16 protein-coding genes are annotated in these 20,965 nt (G+C 39.7%); 8 read left to right on the top strand and 8 right to left on the bottom strand.

Annotation, left to right across the window (positions count from 1 at the left end; all coding sequences use genetic code 11):
* Window positions 1–10: 10 nt before the first annotated feature.
* Window positions 11–784, bottom strand: coding sequence for a S1/P1 nuclease (locus PP182_RS15300; protein ID WP_272652143.1), 774 nt, complete (start codon window positions 782–784; stop codon window positions 11–13).
* An 88-nt stretch (window positions 785–872) separates the two neighbouring features.
* Here PP182_RS15300 and PP182_RS15305 point away from each other — a divergent pair, with 88 nt between their 5' ends.
* The 8 genes from PP182_RS15305 to PP182_RS15340 all read left to right on the top strand — a co-directional run bounded on the left by PP182_RS15305 (window position 873) and on the right by PP182_RS15340 (window position 11,610).
* Window positions 873–3,140 (top strand): transglycosylase domain-containing protein, encoded by a 2,268-nt coding sequence (locus PP182_RS15305; protein ID WP_272652144.1) that lies wholly within the window; start codon window positions 873–875, stop codon window positions 3,138–3,140.
* Between the two features lie 67 nt (window positions 3,141–3,207).
* Window positions 3,208–4,059 carry an SPFH domain-containing protein gene (locus PP182_RS15310; protein WP_272652145.1) on the top strand — a complete coding sequence of 284 codons (852 nt, stop codon included), beginning with the start codon at window positions 3,208–3,210 and terminating at the stop codon, window positions 4,057–4,059.
* A gap of 23 nt (window positions 4,060–4,082) precedes the next feature.
* On the top strand, window positions 4,083–4,247 hold the full coding sequence (locus tag PP182_RS15315; RefSeq protein WP_272652146.1) for an Arc family DNA binding domain-containing protein: 165 nt from the start codon (window positions 4,083–4,085) through the stop codon (window positions 4,245–4,247).
* Window positions 4,248–4,310: 63 nt separating this feature from the next.
* On the top strand, window positions 4,311–6,512 hold the full coding sequence (locus PP182_RS15320) for a DUF5916 domain-containing protein (RefSeq protein WP_272652147.1): 2,202 nt from the start codon (window positions 4,311–4,313) through the stop codon (window positions 6,510–6,512).
* A gap of 20 nt (window positions 6,513–6,532) precedes the next feature.
* Window positions 6,533–8,731 (top strand): DUF5916 domain-containing protein, encoded by a 2,199-nt coding sequence (locus tag PP182_RS15325; protein ID WP_272652148.1) that lies wholly within the window; start codon window positions 6,533–6,535, stop codon window positions 8,729–8,731.
* 1 nt (window position 8,732) lies between these two features.
* Window positions 8,733–9,539, top strand: coding sequence for a Cof-type HAD-IIB family hydrolase (locus PP182_RS15330; RefSeq protein ID WP_272652149.1), 807 nt, complete (start codon window positions 8,733–8,735; stop codon window positions 9,537–9,539).
* Between the two features lie 32 nt (window positions 9,540–9,571).
* Window positions 9,572–10,846, top strand: a complete 1,275-nt coding sequence (locus tag PP182_RS15335) for a DUF819 family protein (RefSeq protein ID WP_419197735.1) — start codon at window positions 9,572–9,574, stop codon at window positions 10,844–10,846.
* Window positions 10,847–10,911: 65 nt separating this feature from the next.
* Window positions 10,912–11,610, top strand: a complete 699-nt coding sequence (locus PP182_RS15340) for a DUF4369 domain-containing protein (RefSeq protein ID WP_272652150.1) — start codon at window positions 10,912–10,914, stop codon at window positions 11,608–11,610.
* A gap of 47 nt (window positions 11,611–11,657) precedes the next feature.
* On the opposite strand, the gene PP182_RS15345 is transcribed toward PP182_RS15340, so the two are convergent.
* From PP182_RS15345 to PP182_RS15375, 7 genes are all read right to left on the bottom strand, one after another.
* Window positions 11,658–11,927 carry a hypothetical protein gene (locus tag PP182_RS15345; RefSeq protein WP_272652151.1) on the bottom strand — a complete coding sequence of 90 codons (270 nt, stop codon included), beginning with the start codon at window positions 11,925–11,927 and terminating at the stop codon, window positions 11,658–11,660.
* Window positions 11,928–11,982: 55 nt separating this feature from the next.
* Complete coding sequence (locus PP182_RS15350) at window positions 11,983–12,945, bottom strand: type I phosphomannose isomerase catalytic subunit (RefSeq protein ID WP_272652322.1); 963 nt, start codon at window positions 12,943–12,945, stop codon at window positions 11,983–11,985.
* 136 nt (window positions 12,946–13,081) lie between these two features.
* Complete coding sequence (locus PP182_RS15355; protein WP_272652152.1) at window positions 13,082–13,489, bottom strand: 6-pyruvoyl trahydropterin synthase family protein; 408 nt, start codon at window positions 13,487–13,489, stop codon at window positions 13,082–13,084.
* A complete protein-coding gene (gene idi / locus PP182_RS15360; protein WP_272652153.1) occupies window positions 13,479–14,018 on the bottom strand; it encodes an isopentenyl-diphosphate Delta-isomerase in 540 nt (179 codons plus the stop codon). Before idi ends, PP182_RS15355 begins: the two co-directional genes overlap by 11 nt.
* Before the next feature lie 84 nt (window positions 14,019–14,102).
* Window positions 14,103–15,059, bottom strand: a complete 957-nt coding sequence (locus tag PP182_RS15365) for a PorP/SprF family type IX secretion system membrane protein (RefSeq protein WP_272652154.1) — start codon at window positions 15,057–15,059, stop codon at window positions 14,103–14,105.
* Window positions 15,060–15,063: 4 nt separating this feature from the next.
* Window positions 15,064–17,034, bottom strand: coding sequence for a gliding motility-associated C-terminal domain-containing protein (locus tag PP182_RS15370; protein WP_272652323.1), 1,971 nt, complete (start codon window positions 17,032–17,034; stop codon window positions 15,064–15,066).
* 73 nt (window positions 17,035–17,107) lie between these two features.
* A complete protein-coding gene (locus PP182_RS15375; protein ID WP_272652155.1) occupies window positions 17,108–20,797 on the bottom strand; it encodes a beta strand repeat-containing protein in 3,690 nt (1,229 codons plus the stop codon).
* Window positions 20,798–20,965: the final 168 nt, after the last annotated feature.

The raw sequence follows: 20,965 nt of genomic DNA on the forward strand, positions 1-20,965 counted from the left end.
AAGAACTTAGCTAGCCTAAAATCTCGTTCAAAACAGTGGCTAACCGTATTCCTCCTTTTAAAAGCTGATTTTCAACGGTACCCCACCATTTATAACTGTATTGATAGGCCAGCTTTTCACCAACTTCGACCGATTCATAAACCTGATTGGTAACCTCTTGCGTTTCCTCGATCCAGTCGTATATATCGCCTTTTTGGATGGCCTTTACTTCATTTTTATCAAGTTTAGGCAAGGAACTCGAAAGTTCCGTGAAGCTCATACCATAATCATCTATCATATTCGCATCCCAGACTCTGTGCAGGTTACTCCCTCTACCAAACCATTGTAATTGAATATCATTACCTCCCTTATCTTCCAGACGTCCAATATGCATCGGTTGATGCAAGTCACCGACTAGATGAACCAAGAATTTAAGATAAAAAGCTTTATCCTCCTTACTACTTTCCGCATTGGTAATAACCTCGATACAGTTGTTAATTCCAATGACCAAATCGCCATATTCGCTGGGCTCTACATCTTTATAGTCTTTGTCCGAAGGAAAATTCACATAGTGCCAAGCGCTGAATTCCCTGTATTTACGATCTGCCTTGATTTCGTCTCCAAAGTTGGATACGGCCGCCAAACTTTGCCCGTCCAAAAGTTTATCAATGGCCTTTTTAGCTTTTCTGCTCAAATAGTCTTGGGCTACATCACCAATTACCCGATGCCCTGTTTTAGACCATATATCGTCATTGGCAAATGAAAATTGAAAAATAACAAGGAATATCAGCGTAAGTCTTTTCATTGAAATTGTTTTCACAAAAATAGAACATCAAGTTTTAAGGTATTGTTAAAACTCAGGTCAGCTAAAATATTAATAAGAACTTGCGTTCATGAACAAAGTAAAATACATTTTAAACAAAATAAAGCCGCCCATTCTAAGGTACATATTGGTGGGTTCAATCGGTTTGTTATTGATTTTCACTTTTTTTGTTGGCAGTATTTATGTTGGGTTTTGGGGTAAGATTCCTTATAAGAAAGAACTTTCAAATTTTCAATATCAAGTTGCCTCTGAAGTATATTCTTCAGACAGTATTTTAATCGGTAAGTATTACCTTAATGACCGGCAACCCATCACTTTTGATCAATTTCCTAAACATCTCGTGCAGGCTTTGGTATCCATTGAAGATGAACGATTCTATGAACATTCGGGAGTGGATTACCCCAGTCTTTTAAGAGTGGGTCTAAAAACCGTACTTATGGGAGATAAATCTGCTGGAGGAGGAAGTACCATAAGTCAACAATTGGCTAAAAACCTATATCCAAGAAGAAATCGGAATAAGACCAACATTGTAGTGAATAAAATAAAGGAAATGTTTATCGCTAAGAAGCTGGAATCCATTTATAGTAAAGATGAAATTCTAACACATTACCTAAACACCGTATCCTTTGGCGATAATACATTCGGAATAGAAAGTGCGGCTTTAAAATTTTTTAATACACGAACCAACAATTTGTCCGTACAGCAAGCCGCAACGCTAGTTGGTATGCTAAAGGCTACTTATAGCTATAATCCAAGAATATTCCCGGAGAAGAGTTCGGAAAGGAGAAATTTGGTGCTTTTTACCATGGAGAACAACGGTTTTCTTTCAGAAGTAGCCTATGACTCCCTAAAGGTATCGGATTTAGATTTGGATTATAGGGACTATGATTATAGTTCCGGTCTAGCCCCATATTTTAGGGAAGAAGTTCGTAAACAAGTATTGCAATGGACCAAAGAGAAAAATGATAAAGGTTTCGATTACAATATTTATACTTCCGGATTAAAAATCTACACCACCTTGAATTACAAAATGCAGAAGTTAGCCGAAGAAAGTATGGTGGAACATATGGGGAAACTGCAGCAAGATTTTGAAAAGAGCTATGGAAAAAATGCCCCTTGGATTTCAAATGATGCATTGATAAATAAGATAGTAAGACGGAGTTCTGCCTATCAAAGTTTAAAAGAAAGTGGTCTTGGCGATGAAGTGATCTTGGATAGTCTAAAGAATACTAAAAGGAAAATGACCCTAAAAACATGGGGGGAGGATAAAGAAAAGGAAGTAAGTATTATGGACAGTATTCAACATTATATGAAGTTCTTAAATACAGGTTCAATATCCCTAAATCCAAAAACGGGAGAGGTTCTTACGTGGATTGGCGGAGTAAATTTTAAACAGTTTAAGTATGACCATATTTCACAAAGTAAGCGGCAGGTCGGCTCTACATTTAAGCCTATAGTCTATACGGCAGCCTTAGAAGAGGGTATAGCACCTTGTACGTATTTCTCCGCTCAAGAAGTAGAGTATGAAAATTTCGAAGGTTGGTCTCCAAGTAATTCTGGTGACAAGGATGAGGCATACCTCAACTATTCCATGGAGCAGGGTTTAAGTAACTCGGTAAATACGGTAGCCGTAAAAGTATTGGAAAAAACAGGTATCGATAATGTATTGCGCCAAGCCAAAAGGATGGGAATAAATGAAAAACTACCAAGGGAGCCTTCACTTGCTTTGGGAACCGGGGAAATTAAAATGATAGAATTGGCAAAAGCCTATACAAGTTTCCTAAATGAAGGTATTGCTGTGGAACCTTTCATGATTAAAGCGATTTCTACACAAAAAGATTCAGTTTTAGCTCAATTTGAACCAAAAAAGAGCAAAAATCCGGCATTTTCAAAAGAAAATGGACAAATTATGCTCGAAATGATGAAATCTACTATTAATTCGGGAACCGCTTCACGCATCCGCTCTACATTCAAATTATCCAATGATATTGCGGGAAAAACGGGTACTACACAAAACAATAAGGATGCTTGGTTTGTAGCACTTTCCCCAAAAATGATTCATTTGACCTGGGTAGGATTGGACAATCACGAAATAGGCTTTAGAAGTACTAACTTGGGGCAAGGTGCAAATGCCGCGCTTCCAATGTATGCCCTACTCTTGCAAAAAATGAACAATAAAAAAGAGTTCGACTATATTACCAAGGCCAGATTCCCTTCACCAAGTAGTCAAGTCCAGGAAATGTTGGATTGTGACCCCGTAAAACGTGATGGTTTCTTTAAAAGATTGTTCAAAAATCCCAATAAGAAAAAGACTAAGAAATTTAAAAATCAAACTTAAATCAACAAATCGGTAATTATTAAAATTAAATTAATATATTTATGATATCATTTTAATATCATATACCATGTCAAACGAAAAAAACTATAGCCCTATTAACGGCTATCTCATGATTTTAGCCGTATTACTCTTGTTGGTAGGCGGTGTTGCCCTATTAAGAATTTATTTGGGCATCTTCCTAATAGTTCTTGGAATACTTTTTTTAGCCGGTTTTGTTTTGGTTAACCCGAATAGTTCAAGGGTTTTACTACTTTTTGGGAAATATGTAGGTACCATAAAAAAGAATGGATTTTTTTGGGTCAACCCATTCTTTTCCAAGAGAAAGATTTCGTTACGTGCAAGTAACTTTGACAGTGAAAGATTAAAGGTGAACGATAAACTCGGTAATCCAGTTATGATCAGTACCATTTTGGTTTGGAGGGTCACCAATACCTATAAAGCGGCTTTTGAGGTAGATGACTACCAAAATTTTGTCAGGGTACAGACGGATGCCGCCGTTAGAAAATTGGCCAGTATGTATCCCTATGATAACTTTGCAGATGAAGGGCTGGATGAAGATATTACCTTAAGGTCGAGCGTTAATGAGGTAAGCGAAGCCTTGGAGACCGAAGTTCAAGAGAGGCTCGCTATGGCGGGAATAGAAGTATTGGAAGCTAGAATAGGGTATCTGGCATACGCACAGGAAATTGCCAATGCCATGCTAAAAAGACAACAGGCTACGGCTATTGTAGCAGCTCGGCATAAAATTGTGGAAGGAGCCGTAAGTATGGTAGAAATGGCGCTGGCAGAATTGAGCAAAAAAGAATTGGTCACATTAGATGAGGAACGAAAAGCGGCCATGGTAAGTAACCTGATGGTAGTCCTTTGCTCGGATAAGGATGCCTCCCCCATTGTAAATGCGGGAACCCTTAACCATTAATTTATACAGGTCGTTAGAATTGGATGAGTAAGAAAAAAGCTTTTGCATTACGGGTAAATGAGGATATGCTCATGGCTATTGAAAAGTGGGCTGCGGACGAATTTCGCAGCACCAATGGTCAAATAGAGTGGATGTTGATGAAAAGCCTTAAGGAGGCCAAGAGAGATCCCAAAAAGAAAGGTGAGTAACGTTTTAGGGTTTTTTTAACGAAACAAACCCTTAAATTTGTTGCCCTAAGTTACCAAACCAAAATGACCAAATTAATAAGTACTACTGTACTATTCTTCATAGGATGTGCTGTTTTTGCACAAACTGCCACAAAATCCTTTACCGTTAAACATACCACTAAAAATATACAATTAGATGGTATTTTAGATGACGCTGCATGGACCTTCGCGGAAAGTGCTGGCGAATTCCAACAATATTTCCCGGCAGACAATGTACCCGCCAAATATCAAACTGATATTCGCATGCTTACCGATGATACAACGCTGTACGTGGGACTAACGGTTTACACTCCAGGCACCAACTATGTTATTCCTTCTTTGGAAAGGGATTTCAGGGCCGGTGGAAATGATAATATTAGTTTAGTCTTTGACACTTTTAATGATGGAACCAATGCCTTCTTATTTGGTGTTAATCCTTATGGTGTAAGAAGAGAAGTGCTTATTTCAGGAGGCGGACAGGATGTAGAATCCGGTTTCACTACTTCTTGGGATGTGAAATGGAAAGCAGAAACAAAAATTTATGAGGATTATTATACGGCTGAAATTGCCATTCCCCTGACCTCTTTAAAGTTTTCCGAAGGCGAGACCAAATGGCGGTTCCAAAGCTATCGTTTTGATATGCAATCCAACGAACGCAGCAATTGGTATGTCATTCCGCAGAACCAGAGTGTTATCAACCTGGCGTTTATGGGTGATATGTATTTTGAGAAGCCTCTGGGAAAGTCGAGAACGCCCATAGCTCTTATCCCATATATTAACGCTATATCCGATAAAGATTTTACAACTGATGAAGGAAACAACAAATTGAAGGTAGGTGGAGACGCAAAGATTGCCATAGGAAATGCCATGAACCTTGATGTTACTATTAATCCTGATTTTTCAAATGTAGAGGTAGACGACATTATTACCAACCTGACCCGTTTTGAAGTTTCGCTCCCAGAGAGACGTCAATTTTTTATTGACAATAATGACTTATTTGGAAGTTTTGGAAGTATCAGACATTCAAATCCTTTCTTTTCTAGAAGGATTGGTATAGCAACAGATCGTTTAGGAAACTCGGTACAGAATGATATTTTGGGTGGGTTACGCTTAAGCGGAAAACTAAACAAAAATCTTCGATTGGGCTTTTTGAACATTCAAACGTCAAAGAACGAAGAACAGGAAATTGCATCAAACAATAATATGATGTTTGCACTGCAACATAAGGTATTCTCTCGCTCCAATATAGGTATGTTCCTTATAAATAGACAGGCATTCGGTAATGAAACCTATACGACCGCCAAGGAGGAGTACAATAGGGTAATGGGTATTGACTACTATTTGGCAAGTTCCGATAACGTATGGTCTGGAAAATTTTACACACATAAATCCTTTCAGCCCGGAGATACCCAAGGTAATATTTCTGCAGGTGCCTTATTGAGTAGAAATACCAGATACCTAAATACTTTTATAGACCTGGCGTATATCAACGAGGACTTTCAATCCGATTTAGGGTTTATTCCTAGAACCGATATTGTTAAAGCCGTATCGGCAGTTGAACGACTCTTTTGGCCGAAAAAAGGAAATATTAACAACCATGGGTTAGAGGTATTCGGAATTGTGAACTGGAGGCCCACATTAGATTACCAATTGGCCGACTATGATGTTCGAGGGCGTTATAATTTTGTATTAAAGGATTTTACGGAATTTGGGGCAGAATATTCCTCCAGTTACGTCTACTTATTTGAACCTTTTGACCCTACTGGAACCGAAGGTGCGATTGAATTACCAGGAAACGAGGAATATAGGTTTGGAACCGCTACCCTAGGATATAAATCAAATGTAGCAAAGGTATTTGCATTTGAAGGAGAAACGTCAATCGGAAATTTCTTTAACGGGGAACGGTTCTCCATAGGAGGAGAGGCCACGTTGCGTTTACAACCCAAGGTCAGAATAAGTCTTAATGTGAATTATGATAAGATAACCCTACCAGACCCCTACCCAAGTGCGGATCTTTGGTTGGTAAGTCCCAAATTTGGATTTACATTTAGTAAATCGGTCTTTTGGTCCACGTTGTTCCAATACAGTAACCAGAGGAATAACCTTGGAATAAACTCAAGGTTACAATGGCGTTTTGCACCACTTTCAGATTTGTTCATCGTATATAACGATAATTATTCCGTTAATATTTTTGAACCTAAATACCGTTCCATTAATCTAAAATTGACCTACTGGCTCAATATATAGCTAAAAATGATCTAACTATAATGCCAAAAACCCTATTTCTTTCCGCTGTTCTAATTTTTGCCACTGTTGCATTTTCACAAAAAGAGCGCAAGACTTTTTTGGTGAAAAAGATTTCGGAAAGCATTATCGCTGATGGTAATTTAGATGAGCCTATTTGGGAAATGGCAGATATCGCCAGTGAGTTTTGGGAATATTTTCCGACAGATTCCATACAAGCAAGAAAACAATCTCAAATAAAAATTCTTTATGATGACAAAAATTTATATATAGGCATCAAAGCCTATTCAAGCGGAAAGAATTATGCTACCCAATCACTACAGCGCGATTTTAGAGGTAGCGGAAGTGATAGTTTTTCTCTAGTTTTCGACACCTTTAATGATGGTACCAACGCTTTTTTATTTGGGATAAACCCTTATGGTGTTCGTCGTGAAGCACTCGTTGCAAACGGTGGCACCGGCCAAGATGACTTTAATCTCTCTTGGGACGTAAAGTGGAAAGGAGATGCTAAAATATATGACGATTATTTTACCGCCGAAATGATTATTCCGCTCACCTCTTTAAAATTTGAGGAAGGTGCCACCAAATGGCGGTTTAATAGTTATCGTATTGAAACGCAATCTAACGAACGAAGTTCTTGGACAAGAATTCCACAAAATCAGCAGATATACAATCTTGCCTTTATGGGAGATATGGTCTTTGAAAAACCCTTGGGTAAATCAAGAACACCATTGGCATTAATACCCTATGTAAATGGTATCACGGCAAGAGACTTTGATAGCGGAGAGAACCTAGATAACATTAAGGTAGGGGCTGATGCCAAAATATCAATAGGTAATAGCTTAAATCTTGACTTGACACTAAACCCTGATTTCTCTACGGTAGAGGTAGATAATTTTATAACCAACCTGACCCGTTTCGAAGTTGCGCTGCCAGAGCGACGTCAATTTTTTATAGATAATAATGATCTATTTGCAAGTTTTGGAGATGGTTTTGATGTGAGCCCATTTTTCTCTAGACGCATCGGAATAGCTCAAGATACAGTGGGAAATACTATTGAAAACAACCTTATTGGAGGGGTGCGTCTAAGTGGTAAAGTTACAAATGACCTTAGGATTGGTGTACTGAACATTCAGACTGCAGAAGACCTAGAGAACGAAATACCTTCTAACAACAACACCATGCTCGCTTTCCAGCAACGTGTATTTTCTCGTTCTAACATTGGAGCATTCTTTATTAATAAGCAATCTTTTAAAGATTATAATTTTTCCGAACCTAGTGATGCGTATAATCGAGTTTTGGGTATTGACTATAATCTTGCCTCCAAAAACAATACATGGAACGGAAAAATTTTCACCCATAAATCGTTCCAGCCAGGAGACAATGCCGGTAATTTTGCTTCTGGGGTCTCTATACGTTACAATACTAGAAAATTTAGCGTATTTTCCAAAAGTATATTTATAGACGAAGATTTTCGTTCCGATTTAGGTTTTGTTCGTAGAACCGACATCTTTAAGCAAATATTAAGTATTGAACGTGTATTTTGGCCAAGAAAAGGAATTGTCCAAAACCACTCAATTCAATTTTTTCCCAATATCAGATGGAGTCCAAGCAGGAATTTCCAAAATACTGATTATGATTTTCGAGGCCGATATGAGATACAGTTTAACAACCAATCTCAAGCCAGAATTGAGTTTACCAATACCTATACTTATTTATTCGACGATTTTGACCCCACTGGTACGGAAGGAGCTATTCCTTTGCCAGGAGAACTAGAATACCACTATAATAACGCTGAACTCGGATATCAGTCCGATCAACGAAAACTCTTTTCTTATAATATTCGGTCAACAGTAGGGAGGTTTTTCAATGGAAATCGATTCTCGCTAGAAGGCCGTATGGTAATGCGTTTTCAACCTAAAGCACTATTATCCATGACATTCAATTATGATCAAATAGATTTACCAGAGCCATTTCCCAGTGCTGCTATTTGGTTGATAAGCCCTAAAATCGATATTACTTTTAGTAAGTCCCTTTTCTGGTCTACCTTAGTACAATACAGTAACCAAAGGGATAACCTGGGTATCAATTCCAGATTACAATGGCGATTTGCTCCTTTGTCCGACCTTTTTCTTGTTTATAATGACAATTATTCGGTGAGTATTATTGAACCCAAGTTCCGTTCCATCAACCTAAAATTGAGCTACTGGTTAAACATTTAATATGAAGTACAAAATGCTATGTTCGGATTTGGACGGAACACTACTCGCTACCAAAAGTGATGTTTCCGAGTATACGATTTCACAAATTAAAAGAATAAAACAACATGTCCGAGTGGTTTTGGTTTCCGCTAGGATGCCCAGTGCCATGTACTATGTGCAACAGGACTTAGGTGTAATGGACCAACCTATTATTTGCTACAATGGAGCATTGGTTTTACATGGAGAAAACGAATTACACTCGGTAACCATTCCATTAAATATTGCAAATGACATTTATAAAATCTGTAAACCACGTCATACGGATTTGGGCTTGTATGCCTTTAATAAATGGCATGTTCCCAAAACTTCTGCAAGAGTTGAAAAAGAAATAAAGTATACAAAAACCAACCCTGTTTATAAACCGACCCTAGATACCATTAGAGCTTGGGAAAATAATAAGATGCCAGGGGTACATAAAATTATGCTCATGGGAACCAAGGAGACGGCGGATGAAATAATGCCCTTGCTACAAAATAGGTTTACAGAGGATTTAAACCTATATCGATCCAATGATACCCTGATAGAAATAGCTCCCAAAACTGTATCCAAATTAACGGCTATTCAAAAATTACTTTTATCTGACCAGCGACTAGAAGATGTAATTGCATTTGGTGATAATTATAATGATATGGATATGTTGGAAAATGTAGGATATGGAGTGGCCGTATCCAATGGAAGGGAAGAGGTTAAGAAAATCGCAAATTTTGTAACTGCTAAAAATACAGAGAATGGAGTTGCCCAGTTCATTGAACATCATATACATATTTAAGTATATTTGGACAACCACCTCAAGCAATAATTATGGAAAACGCAATGGACCAACCCTTAATTGTTAATGATACTGTTGTATTTGGTCTGTTGGCTCTTGCTCTTGGTTTTATATTTTATACGTCCAGTTTAAAAAGCGGCTTTTGGCAAAAATTCTATTCCTTTGTGCCTGCCGTGCTAATGTGTTATCTATTACCTGCGTTAATGGCCAGTTCCGGACTGATTTCCGATGAAATATCAAACCTGTATTTCATGGCAAGTAGGTATTTATTGCCTGCAGCTTTGGTCTTAATGACCCTTAGTATTGACCTAAAAGCCATTAGTAATCTTGGTTCCAAAGCTTTGATTATGTTTTTAACGGGAAGTTTTGGAATTATTATCGGAGGTCCAATAGCGATTCTATTAGTTTCCATTTTTTCTCCGGAGACCGTTGGGGGAAGTGATTTTGATGCTGTTTGGAGAGGACTTGCAACTATTGCAGGAAGTTGGATCGGAGGTGGTGCAAACCAAGCTGCTATGCTTGAAATTTTTAAGTATAACCCCGAAAAGTATGGTGGTATGGTACTTATAGATATCGTTGTAGCCAATATTTGGATGGCCATTATTTTACTTGGTGTCGGTAAAACAAATAAGATTGATAAATGGTTAAAGGCCGATACATCAGCCATTGAAACACTTAAGATTAAAGTAACCGAGTTTACTAAAAAAATTACACGTGTCCCTACGCTAAAGGACTACATGATTATGCTTTGCCTCGCCTTCTCAGCAGTTGGTATTTCACATTTTTTTGGAGATTATATAAGCAACTACTTAACGACTAGTTTTGAAGCAGTAAGTGATAAAAAAAGTTTTCTCTCCTTTTTAGGCTCAAGTTTCTTTTGGATGGTGGTTTTATCTACCTGTGCCGGCATTATCATGTCCTTTACGAAAGCTAAAAATTATGAAGGTGCAGGTGCCAGCAAAATTGGAGGAATGTTCATTTACATCCTTGTTGCCACCATAGGTATGAAAATGGATCTTGGAAAAGTACTTGAGAACCCTGGACTCATAGCCATTGGGTTTATTTGGATTTCAATTCACGCGCTACTGCTTATAATTGTGGCCAAGCTAATTAAAGCTCCCTATTTCTTTTTGGCAGTGGGTAGCCAAGCCAATGTCGGAGGAGCAGCTTCCGCTCCGGTAGTTGCAGCAGAATTTCACCCCTCATTAACCTCAGTTGGAGTTTTATTGGCTGTTTTGGGTTATGTCGTGGGTACAGCAGGGGCATTGTTATGTGCTTACCTTATGGAGGTTGCATCTACTTTATAGTATTTACAGTTACCCACTATATTTTCTGTGAAAATTTATTGATATTTGCCCCCTAATTTAAATTGATGAAAAAACTAGCTTTTATATTGGTGACTTTGCTCTTAGTCATTTCCTGTGGTACCGATAAGGAAAAAAATTTAGTAGTTACCGGAAAGGTAAAAGGATTAAAAAAAGGAACACTTTATCTGCAACATTTGGTAGATACTTTACTTGTTTCGGTAGATTCACTAGAAATAGACGGTGATGGCACCTTTAACCTTACTGCAGATTTGGAAAGCCCCGAAATTTACTATCTATATCTGAACAAAAAGGACAATAATGACATTAATGATCGGATAACTTTCTTCGCAGAACCAGGGACTATAACAATAAATACAGATTGGAATACTTTCGACACCACAGCGAAAATTTCAGGATCACCTTCTCATCAAAAGCTAGAAGAGTATAGAAAAGCGCTTTCTAACATCAATTTGAGAAATATGGAGATAATGCTAGAAGCTTCACAATCTGAAAAACCCCTGGATCAAGCCAGTATCGATTCTTTGGAACGTATCAGTAACAGGAATACACAAAGGGGTTACGCATATTCTATCAATTTCGCATTGAACAATAAGGATTCCTATATAGCTCCCTATATCGCATCGAAAGAAATACCGGACGCAAACATCAAGTATTTGGATTCCATTTATAGTGTACTTACCCCAGAGGTGGCCAACTCCAAATATGGAAAAGAATTGAAAGAATTGTTAGGAGAGGAAAAATAGAAAAGCATCCTAAAAGGATGCTTTCAAAGTTTTATAAAGGTGTTTGGCTAAGCCATCTTATTCAGTTGATCGACCAATTTATTGGCTTTAGTTTCCAACTCGGACCTAACACCATTAAAATGGGCCTTTTTATTTTCAATATTGTTCTCATTTACCTTGGCAATAAGCTCGTCAAAGGTTGCAATAGCACCATCAATAATCGCCGTACCTTCTTTGGAAGGTCCACCACCATTGGTTTCCTCTACAATATAAACTCCTTCAATAATGCCGCCAAGAACATTATTTATATCTTTTTTTAAATTTTTTATACTCGCCATTTTTCTAATATTTTCAACAAAAATACAACTTTAGCTTTTGATATGAGGTACTACATTATATTGTAACCTCCAATAATTTTACTCCCGTAGTATTAATTTTAATTTTCTTGCTACTTGCTGGAAGTAAAGTAGTTTCCCCTTTATTTACGATAACCTGTCCAAAATCATTTTCTATCTTAGCCTCCCCATCAACGCACATAAAAATGGTAAATGAGTCCCTTTTGAGAGTATCCTGTACCATACTTTGGGTCAAATTCAGAAAATTAGTCTTAAAATAAGGACACTGAACCATACTATTGATGGCATTACTTTCTTTGGAATAATCTACTTTAAAGTCATCCTTTTTTTTATAATCGATAGCATCAAGGGCAAGGTCGGTGTGCAGCTCCCTTAAATTACCATCTTTATCCCTTCTATTAAAATCGAAAACCCGATAGGTAACGTCTGAAGTTTGTTGAATCTCTGCCAAAAGTACTCCCGCTCCAATGGCGTGAATTTTTCCCGTATTGATAAAAAATGTATCACCTTCCTTTACTTTTTCGTAATTCAATAAATCCAACAGAGAATCACTTTCAAGACTCTTAGCATATTCGGATTTTGTGACATCTTTGTTGAAGCCAACAATCAATTCCGCCCCAGGGTCGGCATCCATAATGTACCACATTTCCGTTTTACCAAAAGAATTATGTCGCTCTTTTGCCAACTGATCGTTAGGATGCAACTGAATGGAAAGGTCCTGCTTGGCATCTATAAACTTTATAAGAATTGGAAATTCCTTCCCAAACCGGTCCACTACACTTTTTCCCAACAATTCGTTAGGATACTTCTCAATTAGTTCTTGTAAGGAATTATCGGCCAAATCTCCGTTTGCTATCACTGAAATATCACCCTGTACAGTTGATAGCTCCCAACTTTCACCCGTAGTTTCGCTTATACTTGCTTTGCCAAAAACCTCCTTTAGTTTCTTTCCACCCCATAGTCGTTCTTTTAAAATGGGCTTAAATTTTAAGGGATATATATTCATTCGGATTGTCTTTTTAGAGTAAAACTAAAATAATACTTTAAACTATGATTTATTTAAAGTATAACCAGCCATTTAGTGTCGTTGGGTGTCCTTTTTAGACCTTTTAATGGTTTAAAGCTGCTAAACAAGACTATCCTGAATATGTGACAAAATTTCTAGGAGTTTCGTATAACACTACTTCTAAATCATTATCCTCATCAATATGTGGCCTTAATTTATTCCAAATAACGACAACAATATTTTCCGCCGTAGGATTCAATTCTTTAAATTCTGGAACTTCTAGATTCAAGTTTTTATGATCAAAGGCATCTTCTACTTCATCCTTAATTAAATCCTTAAGGACCTTCATATCGATTACGAATCCAGTCTCAGGGTCAATTTCACCAAATACGCTTACCACCAATTCATAATTGTGCCCATGAAAATTTGGATTGTTGCACTTTCCAAAAACAGTGTTGTTCTTGGCATCTTCCCAATCGGGCCTATAGAGTCTATGTGCGGCATTGAAATGCGCTTTCCTACTAACCTTAACTTTCATTTTCAACTAGGTTATCCATTAAATACTGATAAAACTTCTCAAAAATAATCTTAAACCAGGCGGTATAGATTTCGGGGTTTTCAACCATGTCTGCCTTAACCTTACTCGGAGCCATCCATTTCCAATCAGCAACCTCGTCCCTGTTGATTTTTGGCTGGTCGCTGTAATAACCAATCATTACATGGTCAAATTCATGCTCTGTAAGTCCATTATCGAACGGAGCCTTGTATATAAAAGAGAACAGTTCTTTTAAATCTGTTTCAAAGCCCATTTCTTCTTGTAACCTTCTCCTCCCTGCCTCAATATTGGATTCGCCCACTCGTTGATGACTACAACAGGTATTGGTCCATAACTGGGGCGAGTGGTATTTATGGGATGCCCTTTGCTGCAACATGATTTCGTTCCTATTGTTTAAAACGAAAACCGAGAATGCTCTATGGAGTTCTGCCTTTTCATGTGCTTCCATTTTTGGCATTGTACCTATCGGCTCGTCATTATTATTTACTAGAATTACTTCTTCTTCCTTCATATATGTAAAAATAAGGCCTTTGAACAATTCTAATTGAAGCCTTTAGGAAAAAAATAAGAAAGAAAAGATAAAAAAGGTAAACCTTTAAAAGAATCTAGGCGATTTTAGATTGTTCTTTGTAGATATGAAATCGTATCTAAGTATTACTTCAAAAGAACCGTCATTAAATGCAGCACTTCCTAATTCAGTAGTCTCACGATCATAGGCGAGACCTATCAAGAAATTACTATTGATATTAAATCCTACCATGCCACTAAAAGCGGCATCCCATCTGTAAGCCCCACCAATTATGAATTTTTCACTGAACATGAAGTTGGCAGATAGGTCTACTTGCAGCGGTGCTCCCCGCACTACTTTGGTGAGCAATGTTGGTTTAAATTTTAATAGGGGATTCAAATCCCAAACATATCCAGTTATAAAATAAAAGTTCATTTGTTCTTTGGCCGTAGATAAAGATGACTCTTGAAAATGCGAAGTTTCCAATATCCTAGGAACGGAAAGCCCAGCATAATAGTTGTTAGTATGATAATAGACTCCTGCACCTATATTTGGGGAGAATCTGTTATCTATATCCTGTTGCAAGGTTTGGTCCGTTGTATATTGATTTAATTCAGAAAAACGAACATCCAATAAATTAGCACTAGCCTTTAAACCGAAACTCAATCTTCCTTCGGTAGAAGTCCAAACCGTATAGGAAAAATCAATATCAAAATTTGTTTCGGAAGTTGGTCCAATTTTATCATTGACAATTGAAAGTCCCATACCAACTCCCCTATATCCTATAGGCGAATGAATATTGAAGGTCTGGGTAGTCGGAGCACCTTCCAGACCCAACCATTGAGACCGGTGCAATGCCGCAATACTAACATGTCCTCGAGAACCTGCGTAACCCGGATTTACACTTACCGTATTATACATATATTGGGTATATTGAGCGTCCTGCTGTGCAAAAAGTGAGGTGCCCACGCATATCATGAAAAGGAAAAGCAACCCTTTTAAAGGAGAATAGTCCTTTTGTTTAAATACTCTGTTTGCTAACATCCTTTTATCTATTTATATATATATAACCTGAAAGTTGTTTCATTTCACCAGTGGGCTCCTCATAATCCAAAATATAGAAGTATGTTCCTACAGGTAATTTATTATTTTGATCCACAGTAACCCTCCCTTGTGAGGTACCATCAAAAAAGTTACCTTCTGTATCATAAGCTCTTGTTGTAAATACGGATACTCCCCATCTGTTATAGATTCTAATTGTATTGTTCGGATAATTTTCCAAACCATCAATTCTTAGTATATCGTGAACACCGTCACCATTTGGTGTTATTACATTAAACACTTCTATTTGTTCGGCAGTTTCTCCTAAATCTGAATCCAAATAGTTAGGAATACCATCATTATCCGAATCGTCATTGGCATAATCACCGTCCATATCCAGGTCCTCATCAATGGTTTCAATACCATCATCATCATCATCAGTGTCCCGGTAATCGGACTCGCCGTCACTATCTGTATTTGGTAATACATCATAGGGACTATCCATCTCATCGTTCACATCAACGTCCACAGCTATTGCACCTTCATAGCCATCATCTAGACCGTCGTCGTCCTTATCAGATCCTATAAAAGATACATCTGCAACACCATCATGGTCATGATCATGGGCCTCAATGTTATCCGGTACATTATCATTATCACTATCCTCGTCTAAATAATCGGGTAGGCTATCACCATCCGTATCTATTGGGAATAGTCCGATATTTCCATTATCCTCATAGGCATCATCAATGCCATTTCCGTTTGCATCCACACCACTAGGTCGAATATAATTAGCTGTAGTTTGTGCTTCAACATTATCAGGAATACCATCGTTATCGCTATCTATGTCTAAATAATCTGGGAAGCCATCACCATCTGAATCTGTAGGGTTAGTTGCTGGATTATTATCTGCATCTAAATTTAAATCCTCAAAACTATCCACGATACCATCATCGTCGCTATCTAAATCTGCACCGGCAGGACTTATAATTATACTCACCAATGATTTGCTGCAATTCCCTATTCCATCACAAACAGTATATTCAAAAGAATCGTTGCCTATATATCCGCTATTTGGAAAATAAGTAGGGACATCGTCCGTTGGATTATTTGGAGTTCCGTTATCATCTACAATCGCCGAGCCATTTATTGGTTGGGTTATACTAAACGTACCAACAACAGGAAGATCATTATCGTTTAAATGCCAATTGTCAATAGTTATGATTTGATTTTCATTAATGGCTACAACGTCGTCATTTGTATCTAAAATTGGCAACACTTCTACTGTAACTGTTGCTGTGCTACAATCTCCTAAACTGTTACAAACTGAATAATCAAAACTATCCGAACCGTTATAATCAGGATTGGGTGTATAGGTCAATACATCATCCAAGGGATTGTTTGGTGTACCATTGTCGTCGATGGAAACCGTACCATTGGTAGGCATGGTAGATGTTAAGGTACCCGAATTAGGTAAATCCGTATCATTAGCATAAATATCTACGACTATGGATGTATCCTCATCCAAGGATACTAAATCATCTACAAGCGTTGCGGCTTGGGTTAAGCAAACGACCGTGAAATTTGGCAGCGCAAAATCATTACCCGCCTTGGTTACTGTGGCCGTATATTTTATTACGGATTCTGTAGCCGTAACTGTTGGTCTGGTCTGATCACCACTTACGGTAGGGTTCCAACTTACAGTAGCACCACTTGTAATATTATTTGTAATATCCAGCGTAACTTGGTTATCTGGATTTCTACAATCCGTTACAATAAAATACCCTGTTGCATTTGACCCACAAAGCGTTCCATCATAGGTAGCAAAATAAATACCAGGAGTAGTAACTTCATAGAAAAAATCGGTTCCCAATACGGTATTGGTATCCGAAGCCTCATACCAACGATAGTTGTTCTCATCACTGGAATTTGGTGCCTGTAACAAAAACTGAGCATTAGATACCAGCATTCCAAGCATTATAAAGGCAATGCTAAGGAATACAGATTTATTTAGATTAATTTTTTTCAAACCGATTTGGGTCTTTATTAAATTACTTTACAACAAAAACGACATTAATCAATGTATTGTAATCCGTGGGTATATTCTCAACCTCAATAGTCAGATTACCATTGGCGTCTATAGTCATGAAATTTGGATCACCTGAATCCGTTTCAAAAACTGTAGGGTCGGCATAGGTTACATAGTAATATAACTCTGTTCTACCATAGGTAGGTACCGCAGCAGGAGCTCCTACACTTCCTACTGTAGGAGTACCAAATTGGTCTAAATATTCCTGATATAAATCGATATTTTTTATACCTGTTGTTGAAGCGTCAACTGCAATTGATGGTGGATAGAAAATTCTAGCCGCCTTGGAGGTTATTGGAGCAATTGCCTGAATAACATCTTCTACTGTTGCCTCTGTACTACCATCGCCGTTTACATCTATAGGAGAGTCAGAATCTACTTGTGAGGCAGTTTGCTCATCCGTATTATCCAAATAACCACTTAAATCTACTGTTGTTGCATCCCCACTTAAGCTCAAGGTATTGGTAGATAGGCTCAAATCCTGAATTTCATTATTGGAATCACTGTCCGCATCGTCCACGTTCAACGTGATCGTACTGCCGTCGTCTATGCTGATATTACCCGCAGTTCCGTTGGTGCTGATATTCTGGTCGTCCGTGTCAACCGTGGCATCGGGCACATCTATCGTAAAATTGGGATAGGTCCCGCCAACGGTCACGTTACCGTTCCCGCCATCCGATATGCTAACCGTTTGGTCAGGGGCCGTATTGGTAACCGCAAAGTCCTGTCCTACTTGGTTTACGCTTATGCCCGTTCCGGCGCTTACCGTCTGGTTCTCGTTGTTCGGGTCACTGTCGGCGTCGTTTACATTTAAGTTCAAAGTATTGCCATTCTCAATTTGAATATTTCCCGCATTACCATTGGTAGAAATTATCTGGTCATCAGTGTTTACTCCCGCGTTGATGTCCGCCAAGGGTACCTGCAACGTACTGTTGCTGTCCGTGATCTCAAGGTTCGTCCCGTTCACCGCAAAGGCTGTGTTCACCTCGTTCGTTACGCTGCTGTCCGCATCGTCCACGTTCAACGTGATCGTACTGCCGTCGTCTATGCTGATATTACCCGCAGTTCCGTTGGTGCTGATGTCCTGGTCATCGGTGTCAACCCCAGCGTTGATGTCCGCCAAGGGCACCTGCAACGTACTGTTGCTGTCCGTGATTTCAAGGTTCGTCCCGTTCACCGCGAAGGCCGTGTTCACCTCGTTTGTTACGCTGCTGTCCGCATCGTCCACGTTCAGAGTGATCGTACTGCCGTCCTCTATGCTGATGTTCCCCGCAGTTCCGTTGGTACTGATATCCTGGTCGTCCGTGTCTACATAGGCACTCAAGTCGACCGAATTACCATCGGCTATCGCCAAGGTGTTCCCTGTCAAGCTCAAGGTCTGGTCGTCGGTATCCGTGTCGATTGAACCGATGTCGATAGTGTTCCCATCGGAAATGGTCAAATCCGTACCTGAAAGACTCAAGGTCTGGTCATCGGTGTCAACCCCAGCGTTGATGTCCGCCAAAGGTACCTGCAACGTACTATTGCTGTCCGTGATCTCAAGGTTCGTCCCGTTCACCGCAAAGGCCGTGTTCACCTCGTTCGTTACGCTGCTGTCCGCATCATCCACGTTCAAAGTGATCGTACTGCCATCGTCTATGCTTATGTTCCCTGCCGTTCCGTTGGTACTGATGTCCTGGTCATCGGTGTCAACTCCAGCGTTGATGTCCGCCAAAGGAACACTTACCGTATTTCCATCCTGTATGCTTATATCCAGGTTTGCTCCATTCACTTGGAAGTTCTGCAATATCTGGTCGTCAGTGTCAACCGTGGCATCGGGTACATCTATCGTAAAGTTGGGATAGGTCCCGCCAACGGTCACGTTACCGTTCCCGCCATCCGATATGCTAACCGTTTGGTCAGGGGCCGTATTGGTAACCGCAAAGTCCTGTCCTACTTGGTTTACGCTTATGCCCGTTCCGGCGCTTACCGTCTGGTTCTCGTTGTTCGGGTCACTGTCGGCGTCGTTTACATTTAAGTTCAAAGTATTGCCATTCTCAATTTGAATATTTCCCGCATTACCATTGGTAGAAATTATCTGGTCATCAGTGTTTACTCCCGCGTTGATGTCCGCCAAGGGTACCTGCAACGTACTGTTGCTGTCCGTGATCTCAAGGTTCGTCCCGTTTACCGCAAAGGCCGTGTTCACCTCGTTCGTTACGCTACTGTCAGCATCGTCCACGTTCAAAGTGATTGTGCTGCCGTCCTCTATGCTGATGTTACCGGCCGTTCCATTGGTGCTGATATCCTGGTCGTCCGTACTTCCTGCGGCAAGTTCTGCCAAGGCCCCCTCTACCTCCGTGGCCGTAAAGTTGCCACCCGCATCGGTTATATTTACTTCGTTTGCTATTTGGTCGTCCGTTCCAACTAAACTGGAAAGATCTACGGTAGCGGAGCTGCCTCCTTCTATATCTATCTGTAACTGATTGCTACCATCAAGTGTCGCTCCGGTTAAGTTCTGGTCGTCCGTACTCACGTAACCGCTCAGGTCGACAGTTTGGGTACCGCCGTCCTCAAGGGTCAGCGTCAATGTGTTGCCCGTCAGGCTAAAGTCCGTAATCTGTTGGTCGTCCGTGTTGTCAAGGTATCCGGAAAGATCGACCGTGCCGCCGTCCTCAAGGGTAAGCGTGTTGCCGCTCAGACTCAAGGCCTGGTCGTCCGTACTCCCGACTGCAAGTTCCGCCAAGGCCCCCTCTACCTCCGTGGCCGTAAAGTTGCCGGCTGCATCGGTGATGTTCACCTCAGTGGCCGTTTGGTCGTCCGTGTTGTCAAGATACCCGGACAGGTCGACCGTATTGCCGTCCTCGATTTCCAGGGTATTGCCGGTCAGGGTCAAGTTCTGGTCGTCCGTATTGTCAAGGTATCCGGAAAGGTCGACCGTGCCGCCGTCCTCAAGGGTCAAAGTGTTCCCGCTCAAGCTCAAGGCCTGGTCGTCGGTGCTACCTGCCGCTACTTCGTCCAAGGCTGATTGAACTTCTGTTGCGGTAAGTCCACTTGTTGTGTTATCATAGGTTACCTCCGCGGCCGTTTGGTCGTCCGTACTTATATATCCGGAAAGGTCAACGGTCTGTGTGCCACCGTCCTCAAGGGTCAGCGTCAACGTGTTGCCCGTCAGGCTAAAGTCCGTAATCTGTTGGTCGTCCGTGTTGTCAAGGTATCCGGAAAGATCGACCGTGCCGCCGTCCTCAAGGGTCAAAGTGTTGCCGCTCAAACTCAAGGCCTGGTCGTCGGTATTTACTCCCGAATTGATGTCAGCCAATGGAATGGTTACCGTGGCACCATCACTGTCAGTAAGGATAAGGTTCGTGCCGTCTTCGGTTAAACTTGTATTGGTGGTATTACTATCAGATGTAGATGTTAATTCCCAAGAATCTCCATCCCAAAAGAAAATGGTTCCTGTTGTTGTGTTTACATATAAATCCCCTAAATCTGCTCCTGATGGGGCAATACTACCAGGTGCGGAAACAACAGTACCCTGTAAAACTTCACAGTTACACTGATCTTCCAAGGTTACCGTTGTTTGAGCAAATGCAATACTTGTCAATAGCAGACATGCCAATGACAACACTATTTTAAAAGCACTACTTTTAGTTGTAATAGTTTGATTTTTCATACTTTTTAATTTCAATCCCATTTTCAGAAATTTCATAAGGTTCATTAGCTCCTAATTCAGCTGATCATTTGGTCTTTTGATAATTTGGGTTCCACTTTATAAAATCCAGTCTTATCCTATCTAACAAAGATTGATTATAAGTTGAGCTCCTTAAAATAAATGTTGTGT

It is taken from the genome of Maribacter sp. PR1, from assembly GCF_028464145.1.
In the GTDB taxonomy this organism is placed as follows: Bacteria; Bacteroidota; Bacteroidia; order Flavobacteriales; family Flavobacteriaceae; genus Maribacter.

What these genes read in the sequence shown, in the direction of transcription:
- PP182_RS15300 (WP_272652143.1), bottom strand. Translation starts at nt 784, where the DNA reads ATGAAAAGACTTACGCTGATATTCCTTGTTATTTTTCAATTTTCATTT.
- PP182_RS15305 (WP_272652144.1), top strand. Translation starts at nt 873, where the DNA reads ATGAACAAAGTAAAATACATTTTAAACAAAATAAAGCCGCCCATTCTA.
- PP182_RS15310 (WP_272652145.1), top strand. Translation starts at nt 3,208, where the DNA reads ATGTCAAACGAAAAAAACTATAGCCCTATTAACGGCTATCTCATGATT.
- PP182_RS15315 (WP_272652146.1), top strand. Translation starts at nt 4,083, where the DNA reads ATGAGTAAGAAAAAAGCTTTTGCATTACGGGTAAATGAGGATATGCTC.
- PP182_RS15320 (WP_272652147.1), top strand. Translation starts at nt 4,311, where the DNA reads ATGACCAAATTAATAAGTACTACTGTACTATTCTTCATAGGATGTGCT.
- PP182_RS15325 (WP_272652148.1), top strand. Translation starts at nt 6,533, where the DNA reads ATGCCAAAAACCCTATTTCTTTCCGCTGTTCTAATTTTTGCCACTGTT.
- PP182_RS15330 (WP_272652149.1), top strand. Translation starts at nt 8,733, where the DNA reads ATGAAGTACAAAATGCTATGTTCGGATTTGGACGGAACACTACTCGCT.
- PP182_RS15335 (WP_419197735.1), top strand. Translation starts at nt 9,572, where the DNA reads ATGGAAAACGCAATGGACCAACCCTTAATTGTTAATGATACTGTTGTA.
- PP182_RS15340 (WP_272652150.1), top strand. Translation starts at nt 10,912, where the DNA reads ATGAAAAAACTAGCTTTTATATTGGTGACTTTGCTCTTAGTCATTTCC.
- PP182_RS15345 (WP_272652151.1), bottom strand. Translation starts at nt 11,927, where the DNA reads ATGGCGAGTATAAAAAATTTAAAAAAAGATATAAATAATGTTCTTGGC.
- PP182_RS15355 (WP_272652152.1), bottom strand. Translation starts at nt 13,489, where the DNA reads ATGAAAGTTAAGGTTAGTAGGAAAGCGCATTTCAATGCCGCACATAGA.
- idi (WP_272652153.1), bottom strand. Translation starts at nt 14,018, where the DNA reads ATGAAGGAAGAAGAAGTAATTCTAGTAAATAATAATGACGAGCCGATA.
- PP182_RS15365 (WP_272652154.1), bottom strand. Translation starts at nt 15,059, where the DNA reads ATGTTAGCAAACAGAGTATTTAAACAAAAGGACTATTCTCCTTTAAAA.
- PP182_RS15370 (WP_272652323.1), bottom strand. Translation starts at nt 17,034, where the DNA reads ATGCTTGGAATGCTGGTATCTAATGCTCAGTTTTTGTTACAGGCACCA.
- PP182_RS15375 (WP_272652155.1), bottom strand. Translation starts at nt 20,797, where the DNA reads ATGAAAAATCAAACTATTACAACTAAAAGTAGTGCTTTTAAAATAGTG.